Source organism: Micromonospora sp. NPDC003816 (assembly GCF_042874705.1).
GTDB lineage: Bacteria > Actinomycetota > Actinomycetes > Mycobacteriales > Micromonosporaceae > Micromonospora.
Genome location: NZ_JBIANP010000007.1, coordinates 109,896 through 123,564 on the forward strand (window position 1 = coordinate 109,896; position 13,669 = coordinate 123,564).

Here is a 13,669-nt window from a genome sequence, read left to right on the forward strand (position 1 = left end):
GGGTCAGCAGGTGTTCAGCATGCCTGACAACGCCGACTTCTCGGCGCTGTCGACGGAGAGGCCGTAGTACCACTTCACCTGGATCCAGGCACGCGCGTAGGTGCAGTGGAAGGCGGCTCGCGGCGGCTTCCACGCCGCCGGGTCCCGGTCACCCTTGGACGAGTTGACGCTGCCGGTGACCGCCCACAGCTCCGGACCGCCCAGGTCGTTGGCGTAGGTCTGGCGCCGCGCGGTGGTCCAGGACCAGGCCCCGGACCGCCATGCCTCGGCCAGCGGTACGACGTGGTCGATGGAGATGTCGGCCGGGTTCGTCCGGGTCACCCCGTCGTACGGGCTGTACCAGGACCCGGAGGTCGGATAGCAGTTGGCGTCGACGACCACGTTGCTGCCGTCGCGCTTGAGGACCTGCTCGCGGGTGTTGCAGGTGCCGGTGACGGTGATCCAGTGCGGGAAGAGGTCCCGGCTGTAGCTGGACTGGTGCGACTCGGCGGCCACGGTGAGCGCGCCGAGCCGGCTCACCGCCGTGCTGTGCGACGGGATGTTGGGCGGGGTGGCGCCGGCCGGTGCCGGGGCCACGACGAGGGACAGGGCGACGGCGACCACCGAGGCGAGGGCGGCCGTACGGGCGTGAGCCACTGGGCGACTCCTGACTGTCGCCTGCCACGGCGGGCGGGGGTCCCGCCTGACGGGATGGCAGGCACAGACGGATTGTCGCAGACATCGCGATCAATGGATGCGAATCGGCCGCCAACCTGCGGTGAACGCGGCGTGACGCTACGCCTGGCGGATCGCCTCACCGGCGATCTCGATGCGGACGCTCTTGCCGACCAGCACCCCACCGCTCTCCAGCACCACGTTCCAGACCAGGCCGTAGTCCTCACGGTTGATCTCCGCCGACGCGCTGAACCCGAAGATGTCCTGCCCGTACGGGTCACGCCGGGCGCCGCCGAACTCCACCTGGAGGTCGACGGGACGGGTGATCCCCTTGACGGTCAACTCCCCGGCGAGCACGAACCGGGCGGTCGCCGGGCTCGCCGGATGCGCCGACTCCTCCGGGGCCGGCCGCCGGCCGAGGCGATGGTTCCTGAGCTTCGCCCAGTAGAAGATCGGATCGGTCTTCTCCAGTCGCGCAATTCCGGTACTGCGGTACTCAAGGGTGGGAAACGTCTCCACGTCGAGGAAATCGGCACTGCACAGGTGCGTGTCCCGATCCGTACTCGTCGTATCGATACTGCCCGCTTGAATGGTCGCCTCGATCGTCGACAGAAGCGGATCCTCGGCGACGACAATCTGCGCGGTGGCGTCCCGGAACTCACCCCGCACCGGGCTGACCATCATGTGTCGGGCGAGGAACCCGATCCGCTTGTGCGCCGGGTCGAGTCGATAGGTGCCGGGGGCGGGAATGGACAGCCCGTCCCAGGTCCGCGTGGAGCTGGTCATTGCTCGCTACTTCCTCCCCCGCCTCGCGCAAGGCACCCGCCACCTGCCCGGTCCGGCCGCGCGGGGCGGACGGTAACGGGCGATCACCGGGCCAGCATAGGGAGATCGCAGGCACTTCCCCGTGCTTCAGGGGTGCCGGTCGTGAGCACAATCACGGCCGCCCTGGGCGGGCCTGTCCGACGGCGGGGGACGATTCCGTGAATCGGTCGGCAATTGGTGTGCCGAGCCGATCACCGTACGAGAGGGAATGCATCGCCCACCGCGACGTCGACGGGTGACGATCAGCCCCGCGAGGTCGGTTTCCGGGCGGTCACCAACTCCCAGGTGCCGGGCAGCACGGTCACCTCGGTGAAGCCGGTGTCGACGAGCAGTGTGGTGTAGTAGCCGGCCTCACGCAGTCGACTCACGCAGGTGTCGACACCGATCAGGAAGTAGCTCCAGAAGAACTGCATGGCCAGCCGGTCGGGGGTGCGGAACTCCTCGCAGATCAGCAGCAGGCCGCCCGGTTCCAGCGCCGCGTACGCCTGGGTCACGAGGTGCCGGGCCACCTCGTCGGGCCAGTCGTGCAGGACCCGGACGAAGGACATCGCGTCGTAGCCCGGGGGCAGTTCCTCGGTGAGGAAGTCTCCCCCGACGAAGCCGAGCCGGTCCGGATGGCCCCGGGCGACCCGGGTGTGGTCCACCAGCGGTGCCACCGCGGGCAGGTTGTACACGTCGGCGCGCAGCTCCGGCGCGGTGTCCAGGACGTGCGCGGCCAGTGTGCCGTCGCCACCGCCCACGTCCAGCAGCCGACGACGCCCCGGCCAGAGCCGACCGGCGTGCTGCCGGACCGCCTCGACGACCGGCCCCAGCCCGACGGCCATGCTGCGTTCGAAGTCGGCGGTCTGTTCGTCGGTCTTCGGCGGCCAGGCGAAGTCGTCGTCGTCGATGCTCACCTCGCCCCGCAGGCTGTCGGCGAGCCGCCCGTGCAGCAGCCGCCACGGGTAGCGGTCCCGGTCGCGTTCGAGCGCGTCCGGGCCGACCACCGCCTCGACCGCCGCGCGCAGTCCGGGCACCGCCCGGTAGCGGGTGGCGCCGATGTCGCCGCCCGAGCCCTCCCGGACGAGGAAACCGAGACTCTCCAGGCAGTCGAGGAACTTGTACAGCCGCAGCGGGCGTACCTTCAGGTCGTCGGCCAGGGTGTCGAGCCGGACCGGACCGGGCTCCAGCTCGTCGAGCAGCCCGAGCGCGAGCGCCGTCTCCAGCACGTCCATGGCCTTGGGGCCGTTGGCGAGCAGGCTCATCAACGCGCGCGGGGAGAGCGTGACGGTCATCGACCCAACTCCTTGCCCAACGCGTCCATGAACGCGTCGATCTCGTCGAGCGTGTTGTAGGCGTGCGGGCCGACCCGTAGGTAACCGCGCCAGCTACAGACGAACTGCTGCGCGGCCAGCCGCCGCTTGACCGCCTCGCCGTCGGGCACGTCCAGGAACACCACGCCGCCGCGCCGGTGCGCGGCGGTCGGGCTGACCACGGCGATGCCCGCCTGCGCGGCGCGGTCCAGGACCCGCTGGGTGAGAGCGAGCGAGTGCCGACGGATCGCCGGTACGCCGACCCCGGCCAGCAGGTCCAGCCCGACCTGGGAGACCAGCGAGGTCAGCGGGTACGGCGTGCCGCCGGCGAACCGGCGCGCGTCGGGGGCCCAGCCGGTGGAGGGGCGGAAGGTGAGTGCCCGGTCGCCGGCCTGCCAGCCGGTCGCCGCCGGTTCCAGGTGCGGCACCAGGTCGGGCCGGACGTAGAGGAAGGCGGTGCCGACGCCGCAGAGCCACTTGCTCGCGCCGCCGAGGACGGCGTCGACACCGAGCGCGGTCACGTCCAGCGGCACCACCCCGACGGTCTGGAAGGCGTCGACCACCACCAGCGCGCCGACCCGGTGGGCCGCCTCCACCAGCCGGGGCAGGTCCAGGGTGGCGCCGGAGGTGAAGGCGGCGTGCGTGACGCAGACCAGCAGCGTCCGCTCGTCCAGGCGGGCCTCCAGGGCGTCCTGGTCGAGGTCCGGTCCGCCGGTGCCGACCACATCGAGTCGCGCGCCGTAGCGACCGAACGCCCGGAAGACGAACGGGACCGTCGGAAACTCCAGGTCGGTGATGACCACCCGGTCGCGGGGCGGACGGTAGTCGAAGCAGGAGGCCAGCCGGGCCAGCAGCGTACTCAGGTTGGCGTCGGTGACCACGCTGCCCGGTGGCGCGCCGAGCAGGGCGGCCACCGAGTCGGCGTACCGGTCGAGGCCGACGTGCCAGTCCTGCCAGGCGTCGTCACGCCAGGTGCGCAGGGTGTCCCAGTAGTCGTGCAGCACCCGCTCGGCACCGGCCGGCACCGCCCCGGTTGAGTTGTTGTTCAGATAGACGCAGGTGCGCAGCAGCGGGAACTCGGCGCGCAGCGCCGCGTGCACGGCCGGGTCGAGGCAGGCCGGCGTGTCGGGGCCGGGCGGGAGGTCGACGGGGTTCACGCGGGACGACCTCCGGTCGGACGAGACGGGTACGGGCCGACGGCGTCGAAGACCGGCAGGTCGCGTACCGCCGCCAGGTAGGGCGTGCCCTCGGTGTAGCCGGTGCCGGGACGGCGGCCCAGCATCCGCACCGCCACCCCGTAGTGGGTCCGCCGCCACTGCGCCAGGGCCTCGGCGAACCTGCCCATGCCGGCCGCCATCAGGCGGCGCGACGATTCGTCCAGCCGGCCGTCGTGGACCGCGCGACGGTACGCCTCGTCCACGGTCGGCTGGCCGTCGCGCACCCGGGCGCGGACCTCCGGCACGGACCGGTAGGCCACCGAGTCCAGCCGGTCCGGCGCGGGGGTACGGCAGAGCGACTCCACGAGCTTGTACGACCGGGACTGGATGGCGCTGGCGCCCTCGGTGTACTGCCGGAACGTCTGGAACGCGGCGGGCTGCATGGTGGCCAGCAGCGAGAAGAGCGAGCCGGCGGTGCCGAGCAGGTCGCGGGCGTAGCCGAGCCGGTCGACGGCCCGGTCGGGCGGCCCGGTCCGCAGGGCGTCGACCACGCCCCGGAGTTCGTCGGCGACCCCGGCGAAGACACACTCGTATGCCTGGAGCACCCGGATGAACAGGTATTCGTCGTGGGTGACGTGCACCGGCAGCATGCTCAGCCGCAGCGACGGGTCGCCGGTGGTGTCCAGGCCGGCGACGACGGCGGACAGGGTCGTGGCGGCGGTGACGGGCGTGGCGTCGTCGATCGTCCCGGTGAGACCGAGGCGGGCCAGGGCGGGCAGGGCGGCGCGGACGCCGAGCCGGAAGCGTTTGGCCACCACCGCCCGCCCCGGACGCTGCTCCGGCAACAGTCCGGTGACCTTGGCGGCAGCCGCCAGTTCGAAGGAGACCGCGTCGGCGACCAGCCGGACGACAAGCCGGTCCCGGCCCTGCCGGGCGTCGGCCCCGGCGTCGGGCGGCGGGTCGTCGGTCCCGTCGGGCAACCGGAGCAGCCGCAGGGCGAGGTAGCTACGGTAGTCGTAGCGGCCGTCCCACTTGTCCAGCGCGACGTCGAGGAAGTCACGCAGCAACCGCGCCCGCTCGTCGTACCCGGTCACCCTCGCGCGCGCCTCGTCCAACCGGGCGAGCAGTTCCTTGTCGACGAAATGTTTGCCGACCCGGTGGAATGCGTCGACCACCTGGTCGTAGGGGAATTCGTCGGGATCGGCCGCGCCCGCCGACCAGCTCGTCAATTCGCGCACGAAACCGCACCTCGACATTCCGAAGAGGATCGTAATCGGGGTCGGCCGAAGGCCGAGGAAAGGTCAGTGCAGCGCGACGGATTCCGCGTCGGGGGTGTGCAGACGCACCTGCCATAATTCCGGGAAGAATCGGTGGCCGACGAGCTTGGCGAGCATGTTCGCCGGGCTGCCCGGGGTGCCGGCCGGTGGGTGACCACCGATCCGCAGCGCCACCTGGTAGTGCCGCACCCGCCAGGACGCCACCCGCTCGTCCCACTCCACCATCGCCTCGGCCAGCCGGTGCGTCGGGTCGGTCGGGTCCAGGTCGGGCAGCGCCGCCGGGGCGATGCCCCGGGCGTCGAGGTGGTCGTGGAAGGCCCGGCCGAGTCGGCGGCTGAGCGTCTGGACCTGCCGCCATCCCGGCGACTCGGCACCGGAGCCGTTGCCCAGTGCGGGCTGCATGGCCTGGAAATCCGCTGGTGAGAGGTGCCTCAGCATCTCCAACTGGTCGGTGACCAGCCGGACCCCGAGGCTCGCCCGACCGAGCAGCGTCTCGGCCGCCACCATCTCCCCGGCGTCCACCCGGGCCACCGACTCGACCAGTTCCGCCGCCGCCAGCTTCAGCCACAGCTCGGTGGACTGGTGCACCACCTGGAACAGCAGTTCGTCGCGGTGGATCATCTCCTCCGGGGCCCGCTGAAGCCCGAGCAACGCCTCCGTACGCATATAACGTGCGTAGTCCGTGGCACCGTCGCCGGGCAGCACAGGTGACTGGTCACGCTTCACGGAATTGTCCCTCCACCGGCGGCACAGCCCGAATTGGCAATGCGGGGCGACTGACGCCCGGATATTATCCAACGCGGATCTCGCTTGCGCTAGCCGTCGCCGAAAAATCACCGAGAGTCAACTGCGAGGCGGCGCGGAGGAGAACTCGCCACCTGAATGTGCCGTCAATTATCATATTGATGATAACCAGTCAACCCATTCGGATCGGATCACGCGCCGAACAGCGTGAGGCGGCGTGGCCCGGACCGGGCCACGCCGCCTCGTCGTGCGGGAGAGAGGTCAGCCGGAGAAGACGGTGAACTCCGCCACCGACCACCAGTTGCTGGCCGACCCCGTCTGCACCACCCGCACGTGGCGGGCGTCGCGGGCCTCGAAGTCGACCAGGGTCTGGTTCGTGAAGCCCTTGCCGCTGGCCACCGGACCGGTCCAGTTCCTTCCGTCAGTGGAGAGGAACACCTGGTAACCCCGGGCGTGGTCGGCACCGGTGGAGAGCAGCGAGACACCGCTGACGGTCCGCACCGACCGCATGTCGACGGTGAACGACTGCCCGTTGGTCATCGGCGCGCCGGAGGTCCACCGGGTGCCGGTGTCACCGTCGAGCATCCGCGCCGCGGTGTCCGCGCCGCCGGAGGCGGTGGCGGTCCAGCCCGACCGGCTCAGGACGGTACGGCTGCCGGGCACCTGGTACTGCTCGTCGAGGGCCGCACCCGCGCCGGGCTCGAACTGGTCGTAGCCCCGGCTGTCGCACTGGCGACCGGCGTTGATGCAGTGCTTCACCAACGCGGCCAGGGTGGGCGTGTCCCACACGTTGTAGAAGTCGTAGTGGAACGAGTAGCCCCGCCCGCTGGAGAGCCGGACCTGCGACATGTCGCCGCTGACCGGCCAGGCCATCTTGAACTCGATCATCGGTACCGCGACCGGGTGGCTGGTCGGGCAGACGCCGTTGACCGGGTACACGATGTGGCTGACGTGGTCGGGGGTGTCCAGGTGCCGCCCGTCCCAGCAGCTCGGCGCCTGCATCCGGACGTTGAGCTGGGTGCCGGAGGGGCAGTTCGCCGGGAAGTCCACGTTGTCGTAGCTGTTCCCGCACTCCCAGCCCTTCTGATAGGCCGGGGAGGACTCGAACTGCGCGGCGGTGGTCATCGGGCTGCCGACGAGGAACCGCAGGCCGGGCGGGAACGGACGGACGCTGGTGTAGTCGCGTACGCCGCTCTTGTAGTAGATGACCTGCGGCCCCTGCGGCACGATCGGCGTGTTGCCGTTGAGCAGGGTCGGCATCCAGTAGCCCGACTTGTCGCCCGGCACCCGGCAGGTGGTCGCGCCCCTCGGCAGCGACTGCATGGTGCTCGCCGCGTTGGTCGTGGTGTTGCCCATGAAGGTGTGGTCGTGCGACGCCCCGGGCCGGTTGAAGAAGACGATCGGGTCGTCCTCCAGCCGGTGGCTGACCGCGCAGTTGGCCTGGAACTCGCGGTGGTCGCGGCGCGGCGGGTTCGCGGTCGAGGGCGTCACACCGGTGACCGGCCGCTCGGCGAGCACGTAGTCGCCGGGGGTCGGCGCGCCGGTCGCCCCGTTGCCGTGGCCGGCGGGGTGGGACTGGCTCGGGCTGCTCGATCCGGGGGTGCCCGACGCGCTGGGCGTGCCGGAGGCGGCCCCCGACGTCTGCGGGGCGACGGGGGTGGCGCTCGCGCCGGTCAACGCCCCGAACACCTGGAACTCCCACAGTGAGTAGCCGTACCCGGTGGCCCGCTTGGTGCCGTACATCCGCACGTACCGGCCCTCGCCGGACACGTCGAGGCGTTGGGTGCCGCCGGTGCCGTTGCCGGTGCGGTAGATCGAGGTCCAGGCCAGCCCGTCCGGCGACACCTGGATCTCGAACTCGGTGGCGTAGGCGGACTCCCAGTTCAGGACCACGCTGTCGATCCGGGCCGGAGCCCCGAGGTCGACCCCCAGCCACTGCGGATCGGCGAAGGTGCTGGACCAGCGGGACTTGGTGTCGCCGTCGACCGCGCGCTCGGCGGACCACCGTCCGCCCTCGCTGGACGAGGCCGTCGCGGGCTTGCCCTGGGACAGCGGGGCCTCCTCACCGGCGGTCAGACGCAGCGGCCCCATCGCGGTCCAGGAGGTCAGCGCGGCGGTGACGGCGAGCGTCACCGCCACCATCCAGTACCGCCAGCGCGGCCGGCGGCGCGGCCCGGACGCGGGCAGGTCGCGGGTTGGCATGGAACCTCCGAGGTCTCGATCCGTTCGTCGGCGACGAATGTCGCGGTACGCTAACCACGCCCGACGGCCCGGGAGATGAGGCTTAGGACCCAGGTGAGGGTCGCCCAGGGCCCAGCGGGACTGGCTTCGGTGCCGGGCCGGGCCGCCTCTGGGCCCGACTGGGTCTTTCGGCTCAGGAACGGGCACGAACCGGCGTCTACCGTCGTGGCCATGTCTGCGGCAAGTGATGATCAACCCGGTCCGACCGGTCCCGGACTGTGGCGGTTGATCGGCGCTGCCGCCCTGGCCTGTCTCGGTGTGATCGTGCTCTGGTCCACCTTCCGGCAGCCGGAGCCGCCGGAGGGGAGCACCCGCGCGCTGGACCAGACGCCGTCGCTGGCACCGGCGGACCCGCCGTCCGACCCGCCGACTCTGTTCCCCCTGGGCGCGGAGGACGAACCGGTCCCGAGCCCCTCACCGGAGAGCACCCCGTCGGTCACCGTCAGCGGCCCGGCCGCGCCGTCGCCCAGCCGCACCCGCGCCGAGCCCGCACCGTCGACCACCACGCCGGGGACGTCGATCCTGCCGACATCCGCTGCGGTCACGCCGAGCAGCACGCCGAGCCGTAGCCCGGCCGCGCAGTTCCGACCGGTCACCGTCCAGGCCGAGGCGCCCGGCAACCTCCGCAGCGGCGGCGCGGAGGTCGCCTACTGCGACTCCTGCGACGGTGGTGCCCGGGTCCGTTACCTCGGTCAGCTCACCGTCTATCTGGACGTGGCGGTCGCCGGGTCGCGCACCGTGACGGTGGGCTACACGGCCGACGGCACTCGTGACCTGAAGGTAGTCGTCAACGGCGGTCCACCACAGACCTTCACCGTCACCGGCAGTAGCTGGGTGACGCCGCGCAGCCTCCAGTTCACCGCGTCGATACCTGCCGGACGCACCGCCGTAACGCTTTACCACGACAGCTCGCCACCGCCCGATATTGACAAAGTCACGGTCAGCTAACAGCGACCCTTGCCGAGGCAAGTACACATAGGTGTTGTGTACATTCGCTGCCGTGTGTACGGAGAAGCGGGCCCCTCGTCCGATTTCTGACTCCCGACCCGGGGGGATCCACGGTGCCGACTGACCCGCCGACGGACAGCAGTAGTCCTGACCAGCGGTTCCTCGACACCTCGACAGAATCGACATCGCTGCGGGTACCCCTCTGGGCGGGAATCGGCAGCCTGGCCGGTGCGATGGTGCTGGCTGCCGTGCTGGTTCCGCCGCTGATCCTCGCCACCGACGACGACGGCCGCTCGGATTCGACGCAGACCCAGGTCGACCCGTCCAGCGCGCCACCCAGCGTGGTCGGTCAGCAACCCGAAGGGCCGGTCGCCCCGACCGAGTCGGGGCGTGCGCCGGGTCAAAGCCCGAGCGGGACACCGCGCCCGGGCGGCGGCGGCACGGGCGAACCGGCGCCGACGGCCGAACCGACGCGCACCTCCGGGACCGGCACGAACAGCCGTACCCCCGGCCCGACCACGAGCCCGAGCGCGACCACCGGGACCGAGCGGTTCCCGCCGCTCATCGTGCAGGCCGAGGATCCGGGCAACACCCTGGGCGGCGGCGCCAAGGTCGCCACCTGCTCCGCCTGCGACGGCGGCGCGCGGGTGCGCTACCTGGGTGAACTCACCGTCTATTTCGATGTCCCCGCCGCCGGCCGACGGACCGTCACGGTGCACTACACAGTGGACGGGCCACGGGAACTCCAGGTCTCCGTCAACGACGCGAGCCCGTACACCTTCTCCGTCACCGGCACGAGTTGGGACTCGCCGCGCAGCGTCCAGTTCGACGCCTCGGTCCCGGCCGGACGGGTCGCGGTGCGACTCTGGAGCGGCAGGTCGGCGCCCGACATCGACAAAGTCACCATCAGCTGACGGCAACGGATGAGCCGGTTCGTCGCCTACGCCGCTCTCTGTCGGGCAGTCCTGCTCGGCCGGCTCGTCGTGACCATCGCCGCGGTCGGAGTGGGACTGCGGCTGGTGGACGACGCCTGGGCGGCGGTCCAGACGCTCGGGCTGATCGCCGTCACCACCGCGGTGCAGGTCAGCGTACTGAGCAAGTGGCCGACGGCGATCCGGTGGCGGATGAGCTTCCTCGCCCTGGACGCCGCCCTGATGGTCACCGTGCTGGTGGTCAGCGGCGGCGGGATCGGGTTCTTCTGCTACGCCGCCGGTCACGCCGCACTCACCGGCGCACTGCTGGGTGCACACGGGCTGCCGCTCTGGACCGTCAACGCGGTTCTCGGCTTCGCCGTCGCGACGCAACTGCTGCGGGCCGACGGCGGCGTGGCCGGCACCTCGGTCGCCGCGCCCTTCATGCTCGCCTTCCCGATGATCAACATTGTCTGCGGCTTCGGCGCGGCGGTGGCCACCGCCGCGCTCGCCCGCTACATCGAGGCGACGGTGGCGACGGTGACCGCCGCCCAGCGGTCCGCCGCCGCCTCGGAACGGGCCCGGCTCGCCCGGGAGCTGCACGACTCGGTGGCCAAGACGCTGCGCGGCGTCTCCTTCGCCGCGGTGGCGCTGCCCGGTCTGCTCCGTCGGCAACCGGACCTGGCCGAGCAACTCGCCGGCACCGTCTCCGAGGGCGCCGACGCGGCCGTGCGAGAGGCCCGTGACCTGCTCGCCGGCCTGCGCCGCGACCTGCCGGACCGACCTTTCCCGGATAACGTGAGGAGCATCTGCGCGGAGTGGTCGACGCGCAGTGACGTCCCGGTCCAGGTGATCGCGCACGCGGTCGAGCCTCCCGTGGCAGCCCGCTACGAACTCGCGCAGATCCTCAGCGAGGCGTTGCAGAACGTGACCCGGCACGCAGAGGCGACGCTGGTCCAGGTAGTACTCCACCGCTCGGAGGCACATGTGGAACTCACCATCACCGACGACGGCAGGGGTTTCCCGATGCCCGGGGATCTGACCGACCTCTCCGGCGCGGGCAACTTCGGCATCGTCGGCATGGCGGAGCGGGCCCACGCCGTCGGTGGCACCCTGCGCGTCGAATCCCGCGTCGGGCTGGGCACCCGGGTGGTGGCACGGGTGCCACTGTCCGGCCCGGTGCCGGAATCCGGCCGCGCCCGTCAGGCGGCCTCCCGATGATCGACGTACTGATCGTCGACGACAATCCGATCGTCCGCACCGCCATCCGCGGCTACCTCGCCAGCGCCGAGGACATCCGGGTGGTCGGTGAGGCCCCGGACGGCCGGACCGCGGTGACCGTGGCGACCCGGCTGCGGCCGACCGTGACCCTGCTCGACCACCGCATGCCGATCGCCGACGGACTCAGCGTCGTGGACCAGCTCGCCCAGCAGACGTCGGTGCTGGTGTTGACGAGCGACTCCGACGACGAGCTGATCGCCGGGATGCTGCGCGGCGGCGCCAGCGGCTACCTCGTACACGGCGAGTTCGACCCGGCGGAACTGCTGCGCGCCGTCCACGCGGTGGCCGCCGGTCAGGGCTGGCTCTCCCCCCGGGGCGCCTCGGTGACCATCGCGGTGCTGCGCGAACAGGCCAACCGGGAACGCGACACGGTGGGCCGTGCCGAGCAGATCCGCCGGATGCGGCAGGAGTTCGGCCTGACCAGGCGGGAACAGGAGGTGGTCGAGCTGCTCGGCGCCGGCCACTCGAACGCGGCGATCGCCCGCCGCCTGCTGCTCACCGAGAAGACCGTGAAGAACCACCTCAACCACATCTTCGCCAAGCTGCGGGTGACCAACCGAACGGAGGCGGTGGTGCGCTGGTCGGGCCCGGACGGTACGCCGATTCGGTGACCGGCTGAACGCGGCGCGCCCCGGCGCCGTTGTGTGGGCGGTGGTGACGTCGCACCGCCCGACACCGACGGGAGCGGGGACCGGATGGCAGCCGTATCAGCCCAGGCGCGACTTCGGCGTGATGGGTAGTCGGCAGGTACGCGCGGTCGGTCGGACCGCGCCGACGATCAGGGTGTTGATCGCGCATCCGCACCCGGGCGAGCGGTCGGTGATCCGTACCGTGCTCGACACCGGGGAACGGATCCGGGTGGTGGCGCTCACCGGTGACGCCGGTGAGGCGGTGGCACTCGCCGACCGGATGCGGCCCACCGTGACCCTGCTCGACGATCGGATAACCGCCCCCGAGGGCACCGACCTGGTGCGGGCGCTGGCCCGGCGATCACCGGTGATCGCGTTGACCGCCGCCACCGAGCACCGCACGATCAGCACCATGCTCCGCGCGCCGTTCAAGGGCTGCCTGGTGTACGGGCACCACGAGCCGGCGGACCTGCTCGGTGCCGTGCGGGCCGTCGCGTCCGGACTGGGCTGGCTGTCACCGGTGGCGGTGGCGGCGGTTGCCTGGGCGCTGCGCGAGTCCACCCGACCCCAGAACACCTAGGGCCTGCTTCGTCAGGGCGGTCGCGCCGAGGCGGAGTCCGGGCGGCGTTCCGGCGGGGACGTCTGTCCCGGGCCGGCGTTGCGCGCGCGGTGGTCCGGGCCGGTGGGGGCCGGACTCCCCCGCTAGGCGGTCGGGCTGATCCGGATCGACCAGCGCGTCGGCACCGCGTCGCCGAGCAGGACCGGCACCGGCCCGCCGCAGACGCTCAACTGCCGGGCCACCTGGACGGCCCGCCGGTCCAGCCCGGCGGCGAGCACGACGCCGGAGGTCTGCGACAGTCGTGGGTCGAAGACGTCCGCGACCCGGCGGCACTCGGCCGGCAGGCGGTCGTCGGTCAGGTCGCCCACCACGGTGACCTGACCACCGGCGTCGAGGACCTGCCGGACCAGGCGCGACGCGTACCACCGCTGCTGCGGCGGCGGACCGCCCAGGGTCAGCGCGTCCGGGCAGCGGGCCAGGTCGACCTGGAGGATTCGGCCGGACGCCGCACCGAGCTGGAGCGGAAGGGTCGCCGAGCAGGGCTCCCGGACCCCGGCACGCCAGGTGTGCGGCGGGCCGGGCCGATCGGCGCGGGCACCGTCGAGCGACACCGTGACCGCCCGTCCGTCGAGCAGGACCTCGGTGGTCAGGGCGTACGGGTCGACCAGCGTGGACCGCCCCGGCGTGGTCCACCCGCCCGGCGGGCGGGAGCGTGCGTCGGGCCTGGACGCGACGGTGGGTCCGACCGGGCGGGACAGCACGGCGGTGCGGGCCGGCGACGTCCCGGTGCGCCGAGGCGAGAAGTGGTCGGCGAGCGTCGGCACCGCAGCGGACACGGCCGGGGTCAGCAGCGTGATCGTGGGTGGCGATCCGGCCGGCATCGACGGGTCGGGTGCGGGGGCGGCGGGCGGGCGGGGGCGACCGCGCAGCACCGCCACCGCGAGGGCGAACAGGATGACCGCGCCGAACACTCCGGCGGCCTGGGTCAGCGGCGCGCCCGGCGGGAAGGGCGTCGGGGCGGCGGCCTGGGCCGGACCGGCCGGCAGGAGCACGATCGGCACGAACGTGCCGAGACCCGAGACGGCGACCCGCCGCAGTCGTCGCACCCCTGGTTCCCCTCCGGCCGAGCCGTCCCGACCGGCAGTGGTCGC

Annotated in this window: 13 protein-coding genes; 5 read left to right on the forward strand and 8 right to left on the reverse strand. The window is 72.1% G+C overall.

Annotated elements, in window-relative coordinates:
* Positions 1–3: 3 nt before the first annotated feature.
* The 7 genes from ACFYTT_RS22445 to ACFYTT_RS22475 form a co-directional block, all read right to left on the reverse strand.
* A complete protein-coding gene (locus tag ACFYTT_RS22445; protein ID WP_131053323.1) occupies positions 4–636 on the reverse strand; it encodes an HNH endonuclease family protein in 633 nt (210 codons plus the stop codon).
* A gap of 138 nt (positions 637–774) precedes the next feature.
* Positions 775–1,440: a YceI family protein gene (locus ACFYTT_RS22450; RefSeq protein WP_387261835.1), complete on the reverse strand. Its 666-nt coding sequence runs from the start codon at positions 1,438–1,440 to the stop codon at positions 775–777.
* Between the two features lie 281 nt (positions 1,441–1,721).
* Positions 1,722–2,753 carry a methyltransferase gene (locus tag ACFYTT_RS22455; RefSeq protein ID WP_131053325.1) on the reverse strand — a complete coding sequence of 344 codons (1,032 nt, stop codon included), beginning with the start codon at positions 2,751–2,753 and terminating at the stop codon, positions 1,722–1,724.
* Positions 2,750–3,928, reverse strand: a complete 1,179-nt coding sequence (locus ACFYTT_RS22460; protein WP_176093964.1) for an aminotransferase class V-fold PLP-dependent enzyme — start codon at positions 3,926–3,928, stop codon at positions 2,750–2,752. The genes ACFYTT_RS22455 and ACFYTT_RS22460 overlap by 4 nt, the downstream gene beginning before the upstream one ends.
* Positions 3,925–5,184 (reverse strand): tryptophan 2,3-dioxygenase family protein, encoded by a 1,260-nt coding sequence (locus tag ACFYTT_RS22465; RefSeq protein ID WP_131053327.1) that lies wholly within the window; start codon positions 5,182–5,184, stop codon positions 3,925–3,927. Before ACFYTT_RS22465 ends, ACFYTT_RS22460 begins: the two co-directional genes overlap by 4 nt.
* A gap of 45 nt (positions 5,185–5,229) precedes the next feature.
* Positions 5,230–5,931, reverse strand: coding sequence for a tryptophan 2,3-dioxygenase family protein (locus ACFYTT_RS22470; RefSeq protein WP_131053328.1), 702 nt, complete (start codon positions 5,929–5,931; stop codon positions 5,230–5,232).
* Between the two features lie 279 nt (positions 5,932–6,210).
* Positions 6,211–8,151, reverse strand: coding sequence for a DUF1996 domain-containing protein (locus ACFYTT_RS22475; RefSeq protein WP_387261838.1), 1,941 nt, complete (start codon positions 8,149–8,151; stop codon positions 6,211–6,213).
* Positions 8,152–8,361: 210 nt separating this feature from the next.
* Between ACFYTT_RS22475 and ACFYTT_RS22480 the strand changes: the two genes are divergently transcribed.
* The 5 genes from ACFYTT_RS22480 to ACFYTT_RS22500 all read left to right on the forward strand — a co-directional run bounded on the left by ACFYTT_RS22480 (position 8,362) and on the right by ACFYTT_RS22500 (position 12,539).
* The gene (locus tag ACFYTT_RS22480; RefSeq protein WP_387261841.1) at positions 8,362–9,138 is read left to right on the forward strand and encodes a hypothetical protein; all 777 of its coding nucleotides are present in this window, start codon (positions 8,362–8,364) and stop codon (positions 9,136–9,138) included.
* Between the two features lie 113 nt (positions 9,139–9,251).
* Entirely contained in the window at positions 9,252–10,052 is an 801-nt protein-coding gene (locus ACFYTT_RS22485) for a hypothetical protein (protein ID WP_387261844.1), read from the forward strand.
* A 9-nt stretch (positions 10,053–10,061) separates the two neighbouring features.
* Positions 10,062–11,270, forward strand: coding sequence for a sensor histidine kinase (locus ACFYTT_RS22490; protein WP_387261847.1), 1,209 nt, complete (start codon positions 10,062–10,064; stop codon positions 11,268–11,270).
* A complete protein-coding gene (locus tag ACFYTT_RS22495) occupies positions 11,267–11,941 on the forward strand; it encodes a response regulator (protein WP_387261850.1) in 675 nt (224 codons plus the stop codon). Before ACFYTT_RS22490 ends, ACFYTT_RS22495 begins: the two co-directional genes overlap by 4 nt.
* Positions 11,942–12,062: 121 nt before the next feature.
* Positions 12,063–12,539: a response regulator gene (locus ACFYTT_RS22500; protein ID WP_131057446.1), complete on the forward strand. Its 477-nt coding sequence runs from the start codon at positions 12,063–12,065 to the stop codon at positions 12,537–12,539.
* A 122-nt stretch (positions 12,540–12,661) separates the two neighbouring features.
* Here the strand turns inward: ACFYTT_RS22500 and ACFYTT_RS22505 are convergent, their stop codons facing one another.
* Positions 12,662–13,624: a hypothetical protein gene (locus ACFYTT_RS22505; RefSeq protein WP_387261853.1), complete on the reverse strand. Its 963-nt coding sequence runs from the start codon at positions 13,622–13,624 to the stop codon at positions 12,662–12,664.
* Positions 13,625–13,669: the final 45 nt, after the last annotated feature.

Coding starts and splice junctions, on each gene's coding strand:
- ACFYTT_RS22450 (WP_387261835.1), bottom strand. CDS start 1,440: ATGACCAGCTCCACGCGGACCTGGGACGGGCTGTCCATTCCCGCCCCC.
- ACFYTT_RS22455 (WP_131053325.1), bottom strand. CDS start 2,753: ATGACCGTCACGCTCTCCCCGCGCGCGTTGATGAGCCTGCTCGCCAAC.
- ACFYTT_RS22465 (WP_131053327.1), bottom strand. CDS start 5,184: ATGTCGAGGTGCGGTTTCGTGCGCGAATTGACGAGCTGGTCGGCGGGC.
- ACFYTT_RS22475 (WP_387261838.1), bottom strand. CDS start 8,151: ATGCCAACCCGCGACCTGCCCGCGTCCGGGCCGCGCCGCCGGCCGCGC.
- ACFYTT_RS22480 (WP_387261841.1), top strand. CDS start 8,362: ATGTCTGCGGCAAGTGATGATCAACCCGGTCCGACCGGTCCCGGACTG.
- ACFYTT_RS22490 (WP_387261847.1), top strand. CDS start 10,062: ATGAGCCGGTTCGTCGCCTACGCCGCTCTCTGTCGGGCAGTCCTGCTC.
- ACFYTT_RS22495 (WP_387261850.1), top strand. CDS start 11,267: ATGATCGACGTACTGATCGTCGACGACAATCCGATCGTCCGCACCGCC.
- ACFYTT_RS22500 (WP_131057446.1), top strand. CDS start 12,063: ATGGGTAGTCGGCAGGTACGCGCGGTCGGTCGGACCGCGCCGACGATC.